This window comes from Fictibacillus tiangongensis (assembly GCF_048083785.1).
Lineage (GTDB): Bacteria > Bacillota > Bacilli > Bacillales > Fictibacillaceae > Fictibacillus.
Map to the genome: position 1 here is coordinate 3,037,551 of NZ_CP182294.1, position 21,722 is coordinate 3,059,272.

At 38.2% G+C, this 21,722-nt stretch carries 25 protein-coding genes and 2 riboswitches; of the genes, 5 read left to right on the plus strand and 20 right to left on the minus strand.

Annotated features, from left to right (window positions below; all coding sequences use genetic code 11):
- Window positions 1–6: 6 nt before the first annotated feature.
- The 3 genes from ACNJYY_RS16295 to ACNJYY_RS16305 form a co-directional block, all read right to left on the minus strand.
- Window positions 7–195: a hypothetical protein gene (locus tag ACNJYY_RS16295; RefSeq protein WP_416729313.1), complete on the minus strand. Its 189-nt coding sequence runs from the start codon at window positions 193–195 to the stop codon at window positions 7–9.
- A 44-nt stretch (window positions 196–239) separates the two neighbouring features.
- Window positions 240–321, minus strand: a riboswitch (cyclic di-GMP riboswitch).
- A gap of 129 nt (window positions 322–450) precedes the next feature.
- Window positions 451–639, minus strand: coding sequence for a Fur-regulated basic protein FbpA (gene fbpA, locus ACNJYY_RS16300; RefSeq protein ID WP_186320457.1), 189 nt, complete (start codon window positions 637–639; stop codon window positions 451–453).
- Window positions 640–764: 125 nt separating this feature from the next.
- On the minus strand, window positions 765–929 hold the full coding sequence (locus ACNJYY_RS16305) for a hypothetical protein (protein ID WP_153237601.1): 165 nt from the start codon (window positions 927–929) through the stop codon (window positions 765–767).
- 168 nt (window positions 930–1,097) lie between these two features.
- Between ACNJYY_RS16305 and ACNJYY_RS16310 the strand changes: the two genes are divergently transcribed.
- The gene (locus ACNJYY_RS16310) at window positions 1,098–1,673 is read left to right on the plus strand and encodes a DNA-3-methyladenine glycosylase (RefSeq protein ID WP_416729314.1); all 576 of its coding nucleotides are present in this window, start codon (window positions 1,098–1,100) and stop codon (window positions 1,671–1,673) included.
- Here ACNJYY_RS16310 and ACNJYY_RS16315 read toward each other — a convergent pair.
- Both ACNJYY_RS16315 and ACNJYY_RS16320 read right to left on the minus strand, forming a co-directional pair.
- A complete protein-coding gene (locus ACNJYY_RS16315) occupies window positions 1,670–2,359 on the minus strand; it encodes a hypothetical protein (RefSeq protein ID WP_416729315.1) in 690 nt (229 codons plus the stop codon). The genes ACNJYY_RS16310 and ACNJYY_RS16315 overlap by 4 nt on opposite strands.
- Before the next feature lie 156 nt (window positions 2,360–2,515).
- Window positions 2,516–3,751, minus strand: coding sequence for a dicarboxylate/amino acid:cation symporter (locus ACNJYY_RS16320; protein ID WP_416729316.1), 1,236 nt, complete (start codon window positions 3,749–3,751; stop codon window positions 2,516–2,518).
- Between the two features lie 166 nt (window positions 3,752–3,917).
- A riboswitch (cyclic di-AMP (ydaO/yuaA leader) is annotated at window positions 3,918–4,084 on the minus strand.
- Between the two features lie 177 nt (window positions 4,085–4,261).
- Here ACNJYY_RS16320 and ACNJYY_RS16325 point away from each other — a divergent pair.
- Complete coding sequence (locus tag ACNJYY_RS16325; protein WP_144698448.1) at window positions 4,262–4,456, plus strand: hypothetical protein; 195 nt, start codon at window positions 4,262–4,264, stop codon at window positions 4,454–4,456.
- Between the two features lie 24 nt (window positions 4,457–4,480).
- Here ACNJYY_RS16325 and ACNJYY_RS16330 read toward each other — a convergent pair whose 3' ends face one another.
- The 5 genes from ACNJYY_RS16330 to ACNJYY_RS16350 form a co-directional block, all read right to left on the minus strand.
- Window positions 4,481–5,194: an ABC transporter ATP-binding protein gene (locus tag ACNJYY_RS16330; protein ID WP_416729317.1), complete on the minus strand. Its 714-nt coding sequence runs from the start codon at window positions 5,192–5,194 to the stop codon at window positions 4,481–4,483.
- The gene (locus tag ACNJYY_RS16335; protein WP_416729318.1) at window positions 5,194–6,837 is read right to left on the minus strand and encodes an ABC transporter permease; all 1,644 of its coding nucleotides are present in this window, start codon (window positions 6,835–6,837) and stop codon (window positions 5,194–5,196) included. Before ACNJYY_RS16335 ends, ACNJYY_RS16330 begins: the two co-directional genes overlap by 1 nt.
- Before the next feature lie 94 nt (window positions 6,838–6,931).
- Entirely contained in the window at window positions 6,932–8,014 is a 1,083-nt protein-coding gene (locus ACNJYY_RS16340) for a Fe(3+) ABC transporter substrate-binding protein (protein ID WP_416729319.1), read from the minus strand.
- Window positions 8,015–8,448: 434 nt separating this feature from the next.
- Window positions 8,449–9,189: a GDSL-type esterase/lipase family protein gene (locus tag ACNJYY_RS16345; RefSeq protein ID WP_416729320.1), complete on the minus strand. Its 741-nt coding sequence runs from the start codon at window positions 9,187–9,189 to the stop codon at window positions 8,449–8,451.
- Between the two features lie 74 nt (window positions 9,190–9,263).
- The gene (locus ACNJYY_RS16350; protein ID WP_416729321.1) at window positions 9,264–9,422 is read right to left on the minus strand and encodes a hypothetical protein; all 159 of its coding nucleotides are present in this window, start codon (window positions 9,420–9,422) and stop codon (window positions 9,264–9,266) included.
- Between the two features lie 133 nt (window positions 9,423–9,555).
- On the opposite strand from ACNJYY_RS16350, the gene ACNJYY_RS16355 reads away from it, so the two are divergent.
- Window positions 9,556–10,263: a TrkA C-terminal domain-containing protein gene (locus ACNJYY_RS16355; RefSeq protein WP_416729322.1), complete on the plus strand. Its 708-nt coding sequence runs from the start codon at window positions 9,556–9,558 to the stop codon at window positions 10,261–10,263.
- Between the two features lie 101 nt (window positions 10,264–10,364).
- Here ACNJYY_RS16355 and ACNJYY_RS16360 read toward each other — a convergent pair whose 3' ends face one another.
- Together ACNJYY_RS16360 and ACNJYY_RS16365 are read right to left on the minus strand one after the other, a co-directional pair.
- On the minus strand, window positions 10,365–10,592 hold the full coding sequence (locus ACNJYY_RS16360) for a hypothetical protein (RefSeq protein WP_416729323.1): 228 nt from the start codon (window positions 10,590–10,592) through the stop codon (window positions 10,365–10,367).
- A 223-nt stretch (window positions 10,593–10,815) separates the two neighbouring features.
- Window positions 10,816–11,460: an exonuclease domain-containing protein gene (locus ACNJYY_RS16365; protein ID WP_416729324.1), complete on the minus strand. Its 645-nt coding sequence runs from the start codon at window positions 11,458–11,460 to the stop codon at window positions 10,816–10,818.
- A 361-nt stretch (window positions 11,461–11,821) separates the two neighbouring features.
- Here ACNJYY_RS16365 and ACNJYY_RS16370 point away from each other — a divergent pair, with 361 nt between their 5' ends.
- Together ACNJYY_RS16370 and ACNJYY_RS16375 are read left to right on the plus strand one after the other, a co-directional pair.
- Complete coding sequence (locus tag ACNJYY_RS16370) at window positions 11,822–12,490, plus strand: hypothetical protein (protein ID WP_416729325.1); 669 nt, start codon at window positions 11,822–11,824, stop codon at window positions 12,488–12,490.
- A 126-nt stretch (window positions 12,491–12,616) separates the two neighbouring features.
- The gene (locus tag ACNJYY_RS16375; protein ID WP_144698432.1) at window positions 12,617–12,787 is read left to right on the plus strand and encodes a YjcZ family sporulation protein; all 171 of its coding nucleotides are present in this window, start codon (window positions 12,617–12,619) and stop codon (window positions 12,785–12,787) included.
- A gap of 46 nt (window positions 12,788–12,833) precedes the next feature.
- On the opposite strand, the gene nagE is transcribed toward ACNJYY_RS16375, so the two are convergent.
- From nagE to ACNJYY_RS16415, 8 genes are all read right to left on the minus strand, one after another.
- On the minus strand, window positions 12,834–14,240 hold the full coding sequence (gene nagE, locus ACNJYY_RS16380; RefSeq protein ID WP_416729326.1) for an N-acetylglucosamine-specific PTS transporter subunit IIBC: 1,407 nt from the start codon (window positions 14,238–14,240) through the stop codon (window positions 12,834–12,836).
- A 14-nt stretch (window positions 14,241–14,254) separates the two neighbouring features.
- A complete protein-coding gene (gene murQ, locus ACNJYY_RS16385) occupies window positions 14,255–15,160 on the minus strand; it encodes an N-acetylmuramic acid 6-phosphate etherase (protein WP_416729327.1) in 906 nt (301 codons plus the stop codon).
- A gap of 37 nt (window positions 15,161–15,197) precedes the next feature.
- Complete coding sequence (locus ACNJYY_RS16390) at window positions 15,198–16,256, minus strand: DUF871 domain-containing protein (RefSeq protein ID WP_416729328.1); 1,059 nt, start codon at window positions 16,254–16,256, stop codon at window positions 15,198–15,200.
- A gap of 20 nt (window positions 16,257–16,276) precedes the next feature.
- Complete coding sequence (locus ACNJYY_RS16395; RefSeq protein WP_416729329.1) at window positions 16,277–17,650, minus strand: PTS transporter subunit EIIC; 1,374 nt, start codon at window positions 17,648–17,650, stop codon at window positions 16,277–16,279.
- A gap of 52 nt (window positions 17,651–17,702) precedes the next feature.
- The gene (locus ACNJYY_RS16400) at window positions 17,703–18,422 is read right to left on the minus strand and encodes a GntR family transcriptional regulator (RefSeq protein WP_416729330.1); all 720 of its coding nucleotides are present in this window, start codon (window positions 18,420–18,422) and stop codon (window positions 17,703–17,705) included.
- Window positions 18,423–18,430: 8 nt separating this feature from the next.
- Entirely contained in the window at window positions 18,431–19,150 is a 720-nt protein-coding gene (gene nagB, locus ACNJYY_RS16405) for a glucosamine-6-phosphate deaminase (RefSeq protein WP_416729331.1), read from the minus strand.
- Window positions 19,147–20,334, minus strand: coding sequence for an N-acetylglucosamine-6-phosphate deacetylase (gene nagA / locus ACNJYY_RS16410; RefSeq protein ID WP_416729332.1), 1,188 nt, complete (start codon window positions 20,332–20,334; stop codon window positions 19,147–19,149). The genes nagB and nagA overlap by 4 nt, the downstream gene beginning before the upstream one ends.
- A gap of 121 nt (window positions 20,335–20,455) precedes the next feature.
- Complete coding sequence (locus ACNJYY_RS16415) at window positions 20,456–21,709, minus strand: exo-beta-N-acetylmuramidase NamZ domain-containing protein (RefSeq protein WP_416729333.1); 1,254 nt, start codon at window positions 21,707–21,709, stop codon at window positions 20,456–20,458.
- Window positions 21,710–21,722 lie beyond the last annotated feature (13 nt).

The following is a 21,722-nucleotide window of genomic DNA, read 5'->3' on the forward strand; positions in this document are numbered from 1 at the left end:
CATTATTCAACTTGTAATAAACACCCAGGCAATCGCACCTAATATGATTAGAATATTAGTAAAAACATCTATGATTCTGTTATCTTTCTTCTTAAGTTTGGTTCCAGTAAAAAACAGTAAAAGCGCAATAAAAAAAATCGTTGCAAAATAGAATCCAATCGCTGACCATGAAAAAAATAATAAGTGCTGTTCCAATGATATCCCCCCTACACCATTTCATAAACCGAAGGATAATTTCGTAAGGTAGCTGGCTGGCATATATCAAATGAAGCCCCTATAGCTTTGCGTCCTCACTTTTCAATGAGTTTGCCTTTATCAAACGATTTATGGCAGTTTGTCTTAACAATTGCGATACAAAAAATACTACACCAGACATTATTCCTATTTTTTAGGTATATTATATCAGAAAATAGTTAAGAAGACTTATTATTTTTTTACTATTTAAAAGATTTAACTTATGTGATTCTCTTGATCGATAAACTGAGCATTCTTCCACTCTAACTCTAGTTCACTTAATGTAAAATCAGTGAGATATCTATGATCTTCATACCCATATAAACCTTTATGAATAAGATGTTGAATGAGTCGTTGTTTACGTCCTTCAACCGCTCTTCGCAGTTGTCCTTTATGGGAATCCATATAAAATCTGCTCCTTTTTGTGGCCATTATTGTTAACTATTCTATCCACAAAAAAGAAGATTCAAGCTTATGTGCAAACAAAAAGTCCCTTTAAAAGAGTAAAGGAACTTTCAACAAAATTTGTTCTAATGTAAGACAGATTTACTCCATTGTTCATAAACCGAATTAGGGGCATTCCAGCATAGCCAGGAAACCATGGTTTTTATTCCATGTTGACTTACTTCCCAGTACTCCCAGCGTCGTTTGGAGAGATTTTCATAAATTCCTGTTTCATTCACCCAACCATCCATATCAAACGCCTCCTATTCATCTGCTTTATAAAAAATTCTTTTTCCTTTCGCAATTTCCTCTTTTTTAGGGTTTGTAAAACTTCGACAAAAGGAAACATAATTTTACATAAGCCTGTTGTTATTGTACATATAAACTATAGATGTCATACATCATTAGGGAGATGAAAAATGAATTTGTGGGAATTACCTACACTGGATCTAGCAAAAGAACTTCTAGGTATGAAATTGATCCATGTTGATGATAAAGGAACAACCTCTGGATATATCGTGGAGACAGAAGCTTATCTAGGACCTGAAGATCGCGCGGCTCATTCCTTTAACAACCGAAGAACGGCTAGAACAGAAGTGATGTACGATGAAGCCGGTACAATTTATACCTATTTTATTTATGGGATGCATGTTTGCTTTAATATCGTTTCAGGCCCTGTTAATAAACCAGAAGCTATTCTCATTAGAGCTCTTCAACCAATTGAAGGAATAGAAGAAATGAAAGAAAGAAGAGTAAGAGCGAAGACGGAGATTCAGCTTACAAATGGTCCTGGAAAACTGAGTAAAGCGATGGGATTCAAATTAAGTGATAATGGCAAGAAAATGAATGAAGATAATATAAGAATTGAAGAAGGAATGCGATTCGGACCGAATGAAATCAGCTCAGGTCCTCGTATAGGCATACAATATGCCGAGGAAGCGGTTCATTATCCTTATCGGTTCTGGATAAAAAACAACCCTTACGTATCTCGTTAATACGCAGGGTTGTTTTCTTTGTTCGTCGAAACTGCAGCGTCCTCTTCCTGCATGTAATCAACCGTTGTTGTTCGATTGGTTTCTTGCATCCACACGAGATGATGGTACGTTTGCTTTTTCATAGAAACGTATTTAGTTTGCATGATTAGCAGCCAAGAAAGAATGAAAAGGGCTGTTTTCAAAACATTTTCAGCAGTTAGTGAAGCTGACTCAATCGGTAGCACATTCACTAAAACACTTGAGAGTAAGCCTATTACAACCGCGCTTAAGATGAACAAAGGCTGGTTCGTACGTAAGAATCGGTGCCGTTGCTGCAAGTAGTTTTGTAATAATAAACGTTCTTGAGCATTAAATTGAAGGTATCTGCTCTTAGCTGATTTTGCATTCGCCAATAAACCTTTAGATCGATCATTCTTCCAAAGTGATTTCATAAATAAAGTGAATTCAATATCATTAGAGGGTTCATTATTCATTCTTCTATGAATAAAATTATGTGCTTGGTAGAAGGTGATTGCGTTCTGTACAAGCTTCAGTATTACATATCCTGCAATGATCGTAAGTGAAAAGACAAACCAAAAAGAACTCATAGCGCTCTCTGTTAACTCGATGATAGGATTAACCACGGTTTGAATCTGTACCCATATGACCTTTGCAGCAAGCGTCAGTATCTCTAGCCATTTTTCCAAGAAGATCACTCCGAAATTTCATTATGTATCTTCTTATTTTACCATGATTTTGCACCTGTGCTTACATTTATTTACTCAACATATGCAAACTAGGGAAATCGGCATATAAAAAGGCCACAGTGATTGTATCCACTATGACCTTTTATAAGCATTCGTTTATGCACTTGCCTCTTGTTCACGAGTTCCGAGGTGTTTGTCTTCACCTTTATCAACGATTACCGCGCAAGCAGCGTCACCTGTGATGTTAACAGCTGTTCTTAGCATATCAAGAAGTCTATCAACACCTAGGATTAAAGCAATACCTTCGACTGGTAATCCTACAGAGTTCAATACCATCGCTAACATGATCAATCCAACACCAGGAACACCTGCTGTACCGATACTTGCAAGTACTGCTGTTAAAATAACGGTAAGCATTTGTGTTACTCCTAAGTTAACATCATACACTTGCGCGATAAAAATCGTCGCTACACCTTGCATGATAGCTGTTCCATCCATGTTAATCGTTGCACCAAGGGGCTGTACAAACCCACTGATCGATTTTCGAACACCTAAATTCTCTTGAGCTGTTTTCATTGAGATAGGAAGAGTTGCATTCGAACTAGACGTACTAAATCCAACAGACATTGCCGGTGCGAATCCTTTAAAGAACCAGAGCGGGCTCTTCTTTGCGAATAGAGCAATCGAACCACCATACGCGACAACAGAGTGGATAAATAGAGCTAAGATAACTACACTCATGTATAAGCCCATTGCTTTAATCGCATCCATCCCTTGACTACCAACTGCTGAAGCGATCAATGCAAATGCACCATAAGGAGCGAATTTCATAATCAGGTTTACAAGATACATCATAATATCGTTACCTTGTTCAATTAGATCCATTATACCTTTCGTTTTGCTCCCCAACATCGTTAGAGCAAATCCTACAAACACGGAGAACGCAATGATTTGAAGCATATTTCCTTCAGTCATCGCTTGTATCGGATTAGTAGGAATGATGTTTAATAACGTATCTGTTACTGCTGGCGCTTCTTGTTGCTCAAACTTGGCACCTTCCGTTTTAAAGTCCCCTACACCTGGTTTAAAGACAAGTGCTAAAGCCATAGCGATAATAATAGCAATTGTTGTAGTTCCTAAGAAATAGCCAACTGTTTTGGCACCCACTCTTCCAAGTTTCTTCGGATCACCCAATCCTGCCGTTCCAAGTACGATTGAGAAGAAAACGATCGGAACAACTAACATTTTAATAAGGTTTAAGAATAATGTCCCTACTGGCTTTAAAACATATTTGTCCAGTGTTGAGAAAGCATCAGGCACGGCTAGGTTAAGAATGAGACCAGCAACAACCCCAAGTGCAAGAGCGATTAAAATTTTTGTAGATAATTTCATAATAAAGTACCCCCTTTGTTAAAATTTTCTCACTATTTTGTGCAGAAGCTCTGAAGAAATTTATACTAATACATGCCCTATTTGTTGCATATAAAAACCCACCGAAAATAGAGAGGATTTTCCGTGGGTATACACCGCAACACATAGACTGAGCCCATGTATAGAGTTCTCTCTCCAAAAACGCTTACGAGGTTAGCTGTCGGATTAGGAAATTGAGAGTTGTCCCTTTTGTGCATGCACAAATTCATCCCGAGGCTTTTAAAGCCATATCGTGGTTCCCCCGCTTCAGAATATTCTATCGAATAGAACATCCAAATTCAGCGAATCATATATAATATGCTCTAATTTTATCAATATACATAAATTTTTGTCAAGAATACGAGCTATGCTTATTTATTCCAATTAATTGTTTCATGATGAATGTTTTTCCATATTCTCACTTCTACCCCATAATCATGTGAGAAAAAACGAATTATGTATAAGGTTCTATTTTTAAGGGAGGTATTGTAAATGAAAATCGTATTTTATGAAAAAGGTGAATTAAGTATTATCGTTGGAGCATCAAAACTAAAAGGTGAACTTACGATTGAACAAATAAAGAACGAAAGCGAAAAGAAAGCAAAAGAACTAGGTGAATTATTAGGACGAGAAATTGGGTTCTTAATCGACATGAACGGAAAATTAGATACTCAATTCAAAAAATAAAAACCGGGATACCCCGGTTTTTTTTTATACGTATGCTAGTGATAACTTTTCTTTATTCTTCTGCAGCACCATTTCAGGACGCCCTTCATCTTGTATCTTTCCATTGTTCATCAGTATGATTCGGTCACCTATGGACCGAGCATCTTCTTCATCATGAGTTACAAAAATAGAAGTGATTCCAGTACGTTTAAGGATTTCCTGCAGCTCATCACGAATCTGTAATTGAAGCTTAGAATCGAGATTGCTAAAAGGCTCGTCAAACATAATCAAGGATGGGTTTGGAGCCATAGCCCTGGCTAGTGCAACACGCTGCTGCTGCCCGCCGCTCAATTCATAAGGATATCGAGAAGCATAGTCCTCCATACCTACAATTGCCAATAATTCTTCCATTCGTGCTTGTTTCTGTATACGATTCATTTTTGTTAAGCCAAATTTGATGTTCTTTTCAACTGTCATATGAGGGAACAAAGCATAATCTTGAAAAACGAGACCAACTCCACGTTTTTCAGGCTGAACAAATCGAAAGTTATCGTTCATGACTGCCTGATCGATCAGGATCGACCCTTTTGATGGCACTTCTAGCCCTGCTATAAGACGAAGTAACGTACTTTTCCCACTCCCGCTTTCTCCTAAGATTACTGATACTTCTCCCTGCTTAAAGCTGAGAGATAAGTTTTCAAATAAAGGTTTTTGCGAATTTTTGTAATGAAACGTTAAGTTTTTGATTTGAACAAACATTATTTTGGCTCCTTTTCTAAAACTCTGTGTAAAAAGAAGATTGAAAGTGCACTTATACAAATAATTACTATTGATGAAACAGCGGCTTCATGAATACGTTCATCGCTTGCATATTGAAATGTTTTTGTAGCCAGCGTATAAAAATTAAAAGGCTGTAGGATCAGAGTTAAAGGCAGCTCTTTTAAAATATCTACGAAAACAAGGATAAAACCACCAGCAATCGCACCTTTGATCATTTTGATATCTACTTTAAAAAACGTCTTTGTTACTGACATTCCTAATGTTCTTGAAGCTTCTGTAAAAACAGTTCCTACTTTATCAAAACCTGATTCGATCGAGTTAAAACCAACAGCAAGAAAACGGACAACATAAGCAAAGATCAGCATACTAATACTGAGGCTTAGTACAAGGGTTGGCTCTAGTCCAAGCCATTCGTACAAGGTTATTACCTTCTCATCTAGTGAGAGGAACAATGTAAGGACGCCTATAGCAATTACAGCTCCAGGAATTGAATAGCCTAAAACCGTAATTTTGGAAAACACCTTCCCGATCCAGCCCTTCGAAAGACGGCTAAAGTTGGCGATGATTAAGGCGACGATGATAATAAGTACTGAACCTATAGCAGCAACAAAGACTGAATTCCAAATCAAATCAGCGAATGCAGCACTTAAGATCACGTCATAAGTCATATACACCCATTGTAAAAGCTGTATAAAAGGAATGGCAAAAGCTAGAGCAAATAAAGAGATAAAAAAAGATAGCACAGCAAACTTCTTCCAGCCTTTAAGTTCTTTAGGTTGTAACGGGCGAACTTTTGAAGTGGAATAGCTATATTGCTTCCTGCCCCTTATTACTTTTTCTAGGATCAAAATTAAAACTACGATAAACATCAGAGTACCTGCTAGCTTGATAGCCGAATAGATGTCTCCCATTCCAAACCAAGCTTGAAAAATGGCTGTACTAAACGTTTGAATACCAAAATATTTAACTACTCCGTAATCGTTAAAGACTTCAAGAATCACAAGACTAACGCCACCAACGATCGCTGCACGTGACACAGGAAGCACGACTTGTATAAACGTCATGAACGATCCTTTTCCTAACAAACGTGCATTCTCAATCAGAGATGATGACTGATTTTCTAAAAAACTTCTTGTGATGATATAAACATATGGATAAAGAAACATCGTAAAAATGAAAACAGCACCTGGGATGTTCATGATGTCAAAGAACTTCTGATCTACTTTTATACCAACCTGGTTCCTTAATGTCGTCTGAATGACTCCCGTATAATTTAAAATTCCATGGTACGTATAGGCTCCAATGTATGGCGGGATCGCAAGAGGCAGTATGAGACCCCATTTAAAGAAACGATGCATGGGAACTTTATATGCAGAAACGAGCCAAGCCGCACTAACACCGATCAGCACTGTGAAAAGGCCTGTAAAACTGACAAGAGTAACAGAATTCACGATATAATTTTTCAACATGTATTCTTTAATGTGTTCCCAATTCTCGTTACTCTCAGCGAATAACTGAATCATGATGAGCAAAGCCGGCAAAAGGATTAAAGTAGAAAAAATCACACTTAGCAAAGCCCAACTATTAAACTGTGATCTCATTTTTCGAATTAAATACAACATCTTCACCTTCTTTACTCATCAGCATTATTCTCGGTTGTTTGTTTTACATGGAATTAGCCGTATCACAAATCGTGATACGGCAAGATATTAACGTTTATTTCCAGCTAACTTCATTCATAATTTTAACAGCATCTGCATTGTTTTCACCTAGCTCAGAAAGGTTAAGATCTTGTTCTTTAAAGTTACCCCAAGATTTTAAAAGCTCTGAAGGTTCAACATCTTTATTAACCGGATACTCGTAGTTTGCTTCAGCAAATACTTCTTGAACTTTAGGGCTAGAAAGATATTCCATTAGTTCAATAGCATTCTCTTTGTTCTTCGCGTGTTTCGTAACACCTATACCACTAATATTAATATGCGTACCTGTTGTTTCTTGGTTAGGGAAGAATACGCTTAGCTGTTTAGCAACTTTCACTTCTTCAGGATCTTCTGAGTTCAGCATCTGACCAAAATAATAAGAGTTCATGATGGCAACATCACCTTCACCTGCAACGATACCCTTCGCTTGGTCACGGTCACCGCCTTGAGGATCACGAGCCATATTGTTAACGATTCCTTCTGCCCATTTCTTCGCTTCATCTTTTCCGTTCAAAGAAATAAATGAAGATACTAATGATTGATTGTAGATGTTTTCAGACGAACGGATCAGTACTTTCCCTTTCCATATGTCTTCAGTTAATGCTTCATAAGTAGAAAGTTCAGACTGATCAACTTTTTTCTTATCGTACACGATGACACGTGCACGCTTTGTCAGACCAAACCACTGATTATCTTTATCTCTTAAATTCTCTGGAATGTTTTTATTCAATGTATCACTTTCAACACTTTGCAGAAGGTCCTTATCTTTTGCCCAGTGCAAACGGCCAGCATCAGATGTGAAGAATAGATCTCCTTTTGTTGCTTTCCCTTCTCTAGAAAGACGCTCGATCAATTCATCTTCTTCACCTTTAATAAGGTTGACTTTAATACCAGTCTCTTTTGTAAAATCAGCAAAGATTTTATCATCAACGTCATAGTGACGACTTGTATATAAGTTTACTTCTCCGCTTTTCTTCTCTTCTTTTTTTGCATCGTTGTTGCTTGAACTTGCACCCTCGTTAGATTTACCACAGCCAGCTAAGACTAAAGCAGCTAGTAGAACCATTACAACAGCAGTGAAAATATTCTTTTTAAACATATGTCAGTTACCCCTTCTATGTATAAGTAATTGAAAACGATTATCAACTTCACTTCTAATTATAATGATAATCATTCTCAAGTCAATTGTTTTTTTAAAAGTTTTTTCTAATAGGTTGTGCCTAACGATTCCTTACTTCCATTGACAGTTAATTGGAGTGGAACGTCCCCGATTCCTCGCCTGCCCCAAGGAAAACCGAGCACCTGAAATAAACTTCTTCCAAAGAGCAAGCAAGTTTACCGCAACAGCGTTTTATAACGCTCTTTTCTTATAAGATTGTTTCTTTGAACTCCTTGTAACCTTGGAAAATTGATTGTAGTGGAAAGCGAGCAGCCTGGAACGGAGATCAACACTTCCAAAAGCAACAAAGTTTACGACAACAACCTTTTAAAAAGAAATAAAAAAACCTCTTAGAAGTATCAGCTTCTAAGAGATCATTCCTGATTTAAAGGCTTCCATTGGTTGTAAACCCAGTTTCCTAATCTGTTATATCCTCTTCTATTTGGATGGATAGAATCAGAAAAATACAGTTCTTTCTCCACGTTCTCATAAAGTTCAAAGGTGGAAATGTATTTTGTAAGTGTGCTTTCTTTGCTTGACTCAACAATTGCCTCGTTCCAAGACTTAATACTGTCTGCAGCTGTTGGATCGTATTCTTTTCCGAAATAAGGATTATATAGACCTAATACATAGACTGGCGCGAACGAATTGTTTTCACGAACGACTGTAAGTGTTTTACTTAAGTTGTTTCTTAACTTTTCTTTTCCAAGTACTAATTTTTGTTGAGGCAACTGTCGAAAGTTCCAACCTGCAGCCTTGCGAAAATCATTGGTTCCAATAAAAACAAAGATATGATCCGCTTGTCTTAATGATTTGATGACAACTCCATTATCCAATTGTCTTAATAATTGGTCAGATCGCTGTCCAGAAATCCCAAAATTATTTATAATAACGTTTCTTCCCGTTTGCTGCTGAATATTTCTTTTAACGATGCCAATATAACCTGTCTTGGACGGGTCACCCACTCCGTATGTTAAGGAATCTCCCAGTGCCACAACCTTCAAAGTTTGTGTTTCACTTGCTCCTTCTGTTTCTCCATAAAATTGAAAGACCAGGAATAGTATGAGGGCTAAACCTGCACCACCAATTAACCATTTCTTTGATACTTTCCGCACATCAAGTCCTCGATTCTAGTTATTGTTATCTTACTTTTTACCATAACGAGGGAAAATATCAAGTTATGAATGTGTTATTTCAAACGATAATCTTCCGATGTAAGCGATGTATCTTCCCAAAGATTCTCTTGATCATAATGATAAGAATCTTTTTTCACGAATGTATGAATTAACATAGCGACTCCTCCACACAATAGGCTTGCAGGCACTAAGGTAATTAGAAATCCTGTCATTTACATCCCTCCTGTACCAAGACTATATGAGGGGCTATAAATGTTTATGAAACAAATAAAATATTTTATTTCCTCTATATAAATAGGAAATAAGGGTATACAGGTAAAGAAGAATTTTAACGGAGGTGCCTTTGTGGGTTTTTTATTCACTTTGCTTTATTTTGCAATCATAGGAATAGTAATTGAAATCAACGTGCTTCTATTCACGTTAACCGGACTTAAAAAAGAAATTGCTCGCTTCCAAGTCATCTCAATGTTTACTGCTACAGGTTTTACGACTGGAGAATCTGAATTGATATTAGAGCATCCAGTTCGCAGACGTTTGAGTACTTTTCTCATTTTGTTCGGAGTCTTTTCATTAGCAGTTATCATCTCATCGATAAGCAACATCTTATCCGATGAATTCCGCTCGATTGAGCTGGGGATCATTATTTTAGCACTAATTAGTCTTTATTTAATCTTAAGCATACCGAAACTAAAGAAATATATGAAAAAAACATTTGAAAGTCATATGGAGAAAAGTTACAACCTCGCGGATCTTCCATTAAGAGATGTTATGTATTTTGAAGAAGATGATGTTATTGTCGAACTTCCCATTCATAAGGATTCAAAGATTATGGGGAAAAAATTAAAAGATGTTATACAAGTAGATGACGATTTACTTGTACTATTCATTAAAAGAGGAGATGTAACAGTAAGAAAGGATAGTTACACGACAGAAATTCAAGAAGGAGACATGTTGTTCTTATATGGTCACCAAAGTTCTCTTCAAGAAAGATTTAAAGAAGAGATGAGAGAATTAAAATCTAAAAAAGAAGTTGAGGATTCAAAAAAGAAGTGATTATTCACTTCTTTTTTTCATTAATACCCCCAGAGAACATTAATGATGAGCGAAATAAACTTAAGTAGTAAAAAAGAACCTCTTTTTGAAGAGATTCTTCATTAACCAACTTCTCTAACTGTATGTGGTACAAATGATAACAATAAGGAAATAATATTATTAATTTGCTCAGGTGTTATATGTATACCATCGTTTGCTAACAGTTCTTCTTTTAGCTTGATTATTGAATCAACCTCCTCAAGACTTGCATCCGTCAAGCAATGATCGATTGTGTTCAAAAGTTCTAACAACTGATTGTTTTTATTGGTTATGTAATATGTAGTCTCCACCAACAAACACCCCCTACTACTAACTATTATTATCGAAACTAAGGTCATTTTCCTACAAAAACAATTCGTCAAATGACGACATATCTTACTTTTTATGGATTTTACCCTATAATACCTACCCGTTTATGTCGAAGGAAGTCGAAAGAACAGGAAATAAGTCCTATCCTGGCTATAACAGTTAACCATTTGTATTACAAAGTTTACATTTAAAACTAAAATTACTTTAGTTAAATAACTTTGACAAGGAAGCGAATGGTGATTCATTTACTTCAGACTTTGTTTTATATACTAACTTTTCAGGTTCAAAAAGCTTTGATTCTAAAAAGGAAGTCGGGTTCTTAACAAATTTGACTCTCTGATAAATTTTAGTAAGGATTTTTGCTGTGTTGATCGCATCGTCTAGCGCTCTATGTTTTGAACCTTCATAAACGAGCTCCATCGCTTGAAGAGCGCGTGACAGACCATATCGAAATCCTTTTTCACTATCATGAAGGATACTAAAATGGAATTGCAGATCATTATGATTGATAATCCAATCCGTGTCTGCTTTATGAAATGTTGAATCTGTTATGAGCGCCCACTTATCTTCTGGTCCCCAAGAACAAAGGTAATATTCTTCTGCACCGATCCAAGATCTAAAGTTATCAATAGCTTCAGTATAAGCCGGAGCTGAAATCAAATCTTTTTTTGTGATCCCCGTTAGATTCGTAATTCGTGTATTCAACTTATCCATTTTAGGTTGAACAAATGACTGAAAAGTATCCACTATTTTAAGTTCACCATCAACTTCAATCATTCGAATGGCACCTATCTCTATGATCTCCGAGAGCCGGTTTGTCATCTCTAAATCATACACAATATACTGCATCCCCAACACCTGCCCTTCTATCATGCCTTTTAATGGATGTCTACCATATATTGTAGTTGATTTGTTAACAAAATGAAATATTACTATACGTATTCAATTTATATTTTGCTTAATAGCCTTCATACTTTACTTTGAGAAAATACCCTATACAAGCTGCTATTGTTATGAACGATTAACTATGTGATTGTGCAGCTATATATATATCCTTATTTTATGAAAATAAGGTATTTAAATGTCATTCTATTCTGAAAAGGATATAAGTTTCTTCATCTGCCAAACTTTTCATTTTCAATTTTTGTACTCTTTTGTTAACATTGGAAGTGTCTGTTTAACAATATGAACTACATAATGAGGGAGTATCATGAAAAAACTTATAACACTATTTCTTATAATTGGGTTACTTTTTGTAACAGCTTGTTCTAAAGATACGAAACAAAATGAACAAGGAGCTTCTGAACCAACTACTAACAAGGAAGATTCTACGGACAGCTCCACTTCTAAATCAGAAAAAGAAGATTCAGAAGCAACAGAGACAACAACTACAGAAGATGAAAGCAGTACTGCTGAAGATGAGAATGCAACAAGTGATGATAGCGAACAAAAGGACTATCTAACTAGTGAGCATCAATTTGTTGCAAGTGAACTCACAAACTCTTCAGAAAAACAAATCAGCGACAGATGGGGTAAACCGAACCGATCTGAAAAGATTCAGTTTCGCTACTCAGGCACGACAGAATTTGTCCCCGCTATCGTAAACTATTATCAGAATGAGAAATATGCGGTAACGTTTGTAGAAGGAAAAGCCGCTCGCCTTGTCTATTCTGTAATTGATGAAGAAATCTTGTTTAATGATGAAGAAATGACTAGAGCACTTGAACTAGCTGGTCTTCCTGTAGACGTTGAAGAAACAACAGACACAGATACAGCTTTTGTATACAATGACCTTGGTGATGTATATGAAGTGACGATGTTCTCTAAAGGTGAATTCGTAGATTACTTATACATTATCTTAGATGAGGCTTACAAATAGACTTCTTTTTCGTATACAACTCTTCTAAAATGGGGCATTTATCACCGTTTCTATGCTCATCCTACTTGCATAAAATGAGTTGAGGAGAGAAACCGGCTTCTCACACGCAAGAAGAGGAGTGAAAATATGTCGTCGAGAAAGTACTGTTCTGATAGCTTTACGCTTTACGTGGTACTATTCGTACTGCTCATTATTGTCGGAGCCGTCTCGTTTAATGGAAACTGCTGTGTTTATGCTTACCCATGTTCCTATGGATACGCAGCAAACGTACCAGTAAGTGGTTATTGGAACGTGTAATAAAGAAGTGACCACCATTTTCTAGATGGTGGTCTTTTTTATAGCTTTATAGCTTATCTCTCATACAATCTGCGATCGGTTCAACCTCAGATCCAACAACAACCTGTATATTTTGATTATTAAGCTTGATCAGACCTTTTGATCCTGCTTTTTTAAGCGCTTCTTCATCAACCTCTGATAAGTCTTTAATCTGAACTCTTAATCTAGTAATACAGTTTTCTAGCAGCACGATATTATCTTTTCCTCCGAGTGCACTCAAATATGCTGATGCAGCCCTTTCATACTTTTCATTCGCTGTAGTTGTAGCTGCAGCTTCTGATACAATAGCATCTTCATCTTCTCTGCCCGGGGTTTTCAAGTTCAGTTTTACAATCAGATAACGGAATATTCCATAGTATAAAACAAAATATACTGCACCCATCGGAAGTAACAACCAACCATTCTGCGAGATACCGATGTTTAAGAAATAATCAATCGCCCCTGCAGAAAACGTGAAACCATGATGAATATCTAGTAATACTGCAACCGACATCGAAACAGCGGTTAATACAGCATGAATCACATACAATAAAGGAGATAGGAACATGAACGCAAATTCGATTGGTTCTGTAATTCCAGTAACAAAAGAAGTAAGAGCCAGACTGCCTAGCATTCCTGCTACTGCCTTCTTCCGATGTTTTTTTGCTGTATGAATCATGGCTAAACAAGCTGCCGGAAGTCCGAACATCATTACAGGGAAAAATCCAGCCATATAGAAGCCAGCTTTAGGATCTTCAGCAAAAAATCTCGATAAATCTCCAGTTACGATTTTCCCATTTTCACCTGTAAATTCACCAAAGACAAACCATAAGAAACTGTTGAGTACATGATGAAGCCCTAGTGGGAGCAGTAGACGGTTAAAGAAACCAAATATTCCCGCACCTATCGCACCGGCACTTGTAATCCAAGTACCAACGTTCTCTAATCCCATCTGAAGGTATGGCCAGATAAATCCGAAAACAAGCGCTAGTAGTACCATCGTTCCAGCCGTTACGATTGGAACAAATCGTTTACCTCCGAAGAAAGAAAGCCATTCTGGCAGTTTCGTATTATAAAATTTATTATATAAAAGTCCAGCTATGACTCCTGCGAGAATACCTCCTAAGACAGACATATCAAATTTTCCGTCATAATCCAGGTTTACTTCTGCAAATGTTTTGGCTCCTTCGGTTAGTACGAAGTAACCGATTGCTCCTGCAAGTCCAGCAGCTCCACTCCCATCTCTCGAGAGTCCTACTGCGACACCTATTGCAAATAATAACGCTAGATGACCAAAAATCGCATTACCTGATGCCACTAAGAATGGTATATCTAATAGATCCTCTTGACCAAAACGCAGCAAAAGTCCAGCTGCAGGAAGAACTGCGATCGGAAGCATGAGCGCCCGACCGATCCGCTGTAAGAAACCTAACATAGTACCTACCCCTCTCACTTTTGAGTGAAATTACGTATCGCTTCTTTTAACTTTCCATTATGCTGATCTAGTTGCAATTTTGCTTCGTTTGGAGCGACACCTGTAACAAGCTGAAAAATCGCAGCCTTTGTATTGCCGCCTTGTTCTTGCAAAGCCATTTCCGCTTCTTCCTCTGTTGCACCAGAAGCTTCGATAATAATATTTTTGGCACGCTGAACTAATTTCTCATTCGTTGGTTGAACATCGACCATGAGATTGCTGTACACTTTACCCCATCTCACCATGCTGCCTGTACTGATCATGTTCAAAACAAGTTTTTGAGCAGTGCCTGCTTTCATTCTAGTTGAGCCAGTGACCACTTCTGGCCCCGTAACAACAGGAATGCTAATATCCGCAAGCTTCTCCATCGGTGAATCTAAAGAACACACAAGAGCTGCTGTTAATGCCCCTTTTGTTTTTGCGTATTTCATCGCACCCAAGCAATATGGCGTTCTGCCAGAAGCCGCAATAGCAACAACAACATCTCGTTCAGTTATTTTTAAAGCTTTAAGATCGGATTCACCTAGCTCTGCATCATCTTCCGCTCCTTCAATTGCATGCTGAAGGGCATAATCCCCGCCTGCAATGACCCCAACTACTAAACTTGGATCTGTGCCGTATGTGGGAGGGCACTCTGATGCATCCAACACACCTAACCGTCCACTTGTTCCAGCACCAATATAGATCAATCGACCTTCATTTTCAAAAGCTGTAACTACCTTTTCAACGACAGAACTGATTTCTTTTAAAACAGGAGTAATACAACTGGCTACTCCCAGATCGGCTTCGTGTATTTTTTGGATCACTTCTAAAGTTGTAAGTTCATCAATAGTTAACGTGTCAGGATTTCTTTTTTCTGTAGCCAATTTGGTTAAGTCCATCTTGATCTCCTTTAAGTGGTTGATAGTTAACAAATTTTTATTTCACTTCTGAATTCAACAGCACAAATCTTTTGCCACATCCAACTTTCTTCAACAGTGACAAGCTCTCTTTTTTGATCTGACCTGCTACATTCGTTTTTGCATCAGCCGGTATATCTTTTAAACAAATCTGAAGTTCACCCGCATATCTGCCATATAACTCGTTTTCAACCGTTATTGTTCCTTCATTAAATAGCTCTAACCCATGAGCTTCCTGTTGAAAATGAGAAGGCTGATGTCGTGACTCAACGGACCGGATCACATATTCTGCAGCATCCATTCTATTTGAATGAACCATGTTGTTGAATGTCTCATATCCTTTGTTAAAGTCAGCATAAAGAGGGACTGTACCTTCCATTAAATACTTTAGTTCTTGTAAAGTTTTGTTCGTCAGGTTTAAATCTCCTACACAGATTTTGTGCGTATTCATTTCTTGAAGTTCCAATGCAGCAAGTGCCGGAGAAACATGTCTGTGATTCTCAATTGTAGGAAGTCCTAAATGAAGAGGGCCGCGTAATTGTTCATCACCTTGAATAAATGCCATCGTTTTAATTCCATACCGATGAAACAGAGCATTTCTCTCATAAAGATATTGCTTTGATATGCCGGTAAACGGCTTTGGATAAAAGTTGTGCCAAGCCTCTGTTTGATTCGGTTGAAGTCCCTCATCCATCAACTTCTTAAGCTGTTCTTCGTCAATGGTACTTGCGTTTAAACCAATTTTAAGATGGTGAGACAGCCAAGCGATCTGCTTGGCCGTAAACCCATAATCCATCCTGATACCCGAAATGCCCCATTCTTTTAAGGAAGGCAGTTCAGAGAATGATAAACCCAATCGCTCTAGAGAAGCTGGTGAAACATCTGCCATTACTTCCATACGAAACTCTTGAGCGGTATTTCCTAACCATTTAACTTGCTTAACGTAATCCACGTCCTTCTCTTCAGGTATATGAAGAGAAGTAAAGATGTATTGAAATCCGCTCTTAGCGGCTTTCTCCATCCAGTTTTTATTAAAAGTATCTGATTCACTCAGATAGATTGAAATCCCATAACACAAACCGTTCACTCCTAAATTCGTTAGATGTCTTTTGCCATACTCTCTTTAAATCCAAACGTCCATGTGAATAAGAATCCGAAGAAATAAGCAATGACTAAACCTACTAAATAGAGGACCATTTCATTTGCATGTACAAGAAATACTAAAGGAATACCTGATACACCTATTGCAACTGTTGCTATCTTAAAGAACGCTTGGAACGCTCCCCCTACTGCAGCTCCTAGACATGCTGTCAAGAACGGTCGTCCTAGTGGAAGAGTAACACCAAAGATCAAAGGCTCTCCGATTCCGAGCATACCAACAGGTAATCCACCTTTAATAACTTTACGAAGACGCTGGTTCTTTGTTTTAAAGTAGATCGCAAAAGCAGCACCTACTTGCCCTGCTCCACCCATCGCTAGAATCGGTAATAACGGATCATCACCGATCGTGTTAATCAGCTCCATGTGTACTGGAGTTAACCCTTGATGCAATCCTGTTACAACTAATGGAAGAAATGTTCCTGCTAAGATAAGTCCAGAGAAAATACCGCCTACATCAAGAATATTTAATAGTCCTTTTGTGATAACATCTGAAAGAAAACCACCAACAGGCTGAAGGACATAAAGAGTTGCAAATCCTGTGATCAGCAACGCTAAAGTTGGTGTAACAATAATATCAATAGCTGCTGGAACAAATTTACGAATTCTCTTTTCTAAAAAGACGATAAATATTGCAGCTAACATAACACCTATTAAACCACCACGACCAACAACTAACGGATCTCCAAAAAGCGTAATATTTGCTAGGTTCGGATTGATGATTAAGATTCCGGCAGCTCCTCCAAGTGCAGGGGTGCCTCCAAATTCTTTTGCTGTGTTGATACCAACAAATACAGCCAAGTAAGCAAACAATCCTCCACCAATAACACCCATCATCTGCATGAACGATGTGTCTTTATCAGCACCATAGTTGATTGCCGCGTTTGTGATTCCCATAATCAAACCAGACGCTACGATTGCTGGAATCAGCGGAATAAAGATGCTAGCGATCTTGCGTAAAAACTGCTTGAAAGGTGTTGCATTCTTTTTGTTGATGGCATCCTTATTCATGCGTGCCATCTGTTCGAGATCCATAGGATCCGTCTCATCAACAGATTGAATGTTCATACCCGTCTCTTCACTCATCGCAAGAGTGACGCGATTAACGATGCCAGGTCCCACAATGATCTGCAGTGTATCATCTTCAACGACACCCAACACACCATCTACTTCTTTAAGACCTTTGAGATCCGCCTTTGACGGATCGTGTAGATTAACCCGAATTCTAGTCATACAGTGCATCAACGATTGGATGTTTGAAGAACCTCCAAGTTTTTCGATGATACCATGAGCCATTTGCTGCTCTTTCCCCATGCTTCTTCCCCCTTTTAGTAAACGCTTTCATTTTTATATAAAACACTGTTTGTCAGCGTTTCATATCAATCATAAATTTGTAGCGATCGCCTCGATACACCGAATGAACGAGCTCAAGAGATCTTCCTGTTGTTAAATACGTTTGTCTCTTAATAAGAAGAACTGCCGCGCCTTTTGTAATCTCAAGTATCTCGCTTTCCGCTTCACGGGAAATAGACGCTTCTAAACTTTGTGTCGCATAATCTATAACAAATCCTGCATTCTCAACTTCAGAATACAAAGAACCTTCTTTTATATGTGATTCGTTTAATTCAAGAAGATCAACGGGAACATAAGTAGTCTCGAACGCCATCGGAATGTCATTTGCAAGGCGAACGCGTTTAATCTCATAAATTTCTTGATCCTCTTCGATCTCCAGCGCTTTTGCTACTCTATTTTCAGCGGTTGTCTTTTGGAAAGATATGAGTCTAGATGCGGGTTTATAGCCTCGTGACTTCATGTCTTCTGTAAAGCTTGTAAGACCTAGAAGCTTCTGCTCTATTTTCTTTGCAGAAACAAACGTACCTTTCCCTTTTCGGCGGGTTAAGTAGCCATCATTCACAAGATTATTGATAGCCTGCCGGACTGTCATACGGCTTACTTCATAATTCTCAGCAAATTCTCTTTCAGAAGGTATCATGGTTTCAGCTTCCCACTCACCTTTATCAATCTTTTGTTTGATCGTTTCTTCGATCTGAAAGTAAAGTGGCATTGGTGATGTTTTATCAATCATAAAAATACTTAACTCTCCTCTTCTAAAAGACTCCTTGCACCTTTGTCAGCTAGCACAATAACGTTAGGATGATGATTAAGAACTGTCGCAGGTATATCAGAATTTATGGTACCTTGAAATAGTTCTCTTAATACTCTCGCTTTTTTTTCACCAGCTGCAAGCAGCAGAATTTCTTTACTCTCAAGGATTGTGCCAATTCCCATCGTAATCGCTCTTCGAGGCTGTTTCTCATGTGTGAAATATTTAGCGTTCGCGCTTAATGTGGACTCTGTTAACTTCACTACATGGGTGCGCGACCTAAAATCTGTACCAGGTTCATTAAAACCGATGTGTCCGTTCTCTCCAATACCGAGCACCTGTAGATCGATACCACCCAGTTGTTTAATCACTTCTTCATACCGCTTGCATTCTTTATCAAGGTCTACTGCGATACCATCTGGGAGATGAGTTTGCTTCTTATGAATTCCGATATGGTCGAAAAAGTTTTGTTGCATGTAATCATGATAAGCTCTGGAACCGACATATTCGTCAAGGTTAACAGTGTGCACGTGTGAATAGGACTGCTTATACTCTTTACTATATTTTGAAAGGTGTCGGTACATGCCTAAAGGTGTCCTCCCTGTAGCAAGACCTAGCACAATTCTTTCTGAACGCTTAATTTTTGAAAACACATATTCAGCTGCCATTCTACTAAGCTCTTCTTCGTCGGAAACCTTGACCAATCTCAAACTCGTTCCCCCTTTCGGTGATAGACAAGCTCTCCTCGGCAAAATGTCATAAACACATCGCATTCCTCTGTCAAAACCGTAATATCTGCGTCTTTACCGACAGAAAGACTTCCTTTTCGTTCAAAGATCTGCAGTTCTTTTGCAGCATTCTCACTTGTCATTTTCACAATATCTGACCACGAGCAATCTGTATATTCCAACATATTTTTAACAGCGACGTTCATCGGCAAGATACTACCTGCTAGTGTTCCGTCAATTAATCTAGCTTCATCAGCTTTTACAGATACCTGCTGACCACCAAGTGTATAAGTGCCTTCCCCTAGACCTTTTGCTCTCATCGAATCCGTGATTAAAATAGTTCTTTCTGAACCCGTAGAATGATAGGCTAATCGAATCATCTCAGGGCTTGCATGAACACCGTCCACTATCATCTCAACCTTTAATTCATCCTGTAAGAGAGCAGCACCTGCAACTCCTGGATCTCTATGATGCATCCCACGCATGCCATTAAATAAATGTGTGACGTGAGAAATACCTGCTTCAATCCCATCTTTTACTTCTACAAAAGAACTATCACTATGACCGATCGAAGCGATCACACCTTGTGAAGATAAGTACTTTGCAAGCTCACGTCCACCATCCCTTTCAGGCGCTAACGTAACAAGTTTTATTCGATCCTCTGCACTTTCTTGAAATTTTTTAAATAAGTGTACATCAGGCTTCTGAATAAAAGACGCAGGCTGTGCACCTGCTCGTTTTGGAGAAATAAAGGGCCCTTCCAGGTGGATACCGAGCATTTCAGCAGCTGAACTTCGAGAGCGTTTTATGAAATTTGCTGCAGTATTTAGTGCTGTATGAATAACAGATGCTTCTTCAGTCATCGTTGTTGCTAAAAAAGATGTTGTTCCTTCTGCAGGGAGATGTTTTGCAATAATCTCTAGTGCTTCTTGCGTTCCGTCCATAAAATCTGCTCCCGCAGCACCATGAATATGAATATCGATCATACCAGGGAGGATGATACACCCCTTAGGCAAGTCATACCTAATAACATCTTCATCCTTTAAGAGGGGATCTGTTGCGTTAACATGATGAATTTTATTATCTTTAATCCACAAATATCCGTTATGAACGAGCTGTCCTTTTTCGTTGATTAAGTTTCCCACAAGTAAAATGTTTGGTTTCATGTCCACTCCCCTTATTCACTTTATGCCTAGCCTACCACTCTTATGACTAGTTGTCTATACCAGTCAGAAAATTCAAATAAAGAGCTGAGGCTTAAGAAACCGCCTTAGCTCTTTCTCACATTTAATACAACAAATATTTTTTTCTTATATCTTTAAAATCTTCGAGTTCTTGATCATATCTAGTAACAATCTCATCTACAGTACGTCCTGTTTCAATATACTCTCGAACCCATCCATTTCCTGTTAAAAGATCGAAGAAAGAAATTCCTCTACTATCCTCTGCTCTGAATGCAAAGTCATTCGGATAAAGATCATGAATAGCTTTCACGAGGGTGATTCCAGTTAGTACAGGTTGAAATAACTTTTCATCTTTTACGTGAATCTCTACTCCATGAGATAGCTTTCCTGCATGCTTAGATGTAGCTGGAATAAACGACGCCGCTCTAAATGTAACGCCTGGAAGAGCTTCTTTATTCAATTTCTCTGCTAACTGATCTCCGTTAATAAAAGGCGCACCGATCAACTCAAACGGCTTAGTAGTTCCGCGGCCTTCTGAAACGTTTGTCCCTTCAATCAGCGCACTTCCGGGATACACAAGTGCCGTATCCTTTGTTGGCATGTTAGGTGAAGGCAACACCCATTCAAGCCCACTATCTTCATAGGTCCAGGATCTCTTCCATCCTTTCATTTCTACCACTCTTAAATCCGCATCAATATCAAACTCTTTGTTAAACAACTTCGCCAGCTCTCCTACAGTCATGCCATGTTTCAAAGGAATAGGATAAAGACCAACAAATGAAGAATAAGCAGGATCTAATACTGGCCCTTCTACTTCTTTGCCTCCTAGTGGATTCGGACGATCGAGGACAACAAATGGTATATCGTTCTCTTTTGCTGCTTCCATCGCATAAGCCATCGTGTAAATATACGTATAGAAACGTGTACCTACATCTTGAATATCAAAAACCAAAACATCGATTCCTTCAAGCATTTCAGGAGTTGGCTTTTTCGTTGCTCCATACAAGCTATAGACCGGTAGACCTGTTTTGGGATCATTGTAGAATTCAACATATTCCCCAGCTTGAGCACTTCCTCTTACTCCGTGTTCAGGTCCATACAATGCTTTTAGCTCTACATCTGGATGATTATATAAAACATCAACGATACTGTTCAAGTTACGGTCTACTCCAGTCGGGTTCGTGATTAACCCTACCTTTTTACCCTTTAACACCCTCATATCATGATTCAACAATTGTTCGAGTCCGGTCTTAAATCTTTTCTTATGATCAAAACCATTCTGATTCGAAGCTTGAGCACCTGGCAGCAGAAAAGAAAACAACATCAATATCGTTAAAAAAATTCCCCATTTTCTCATTGTCTATTCTCCC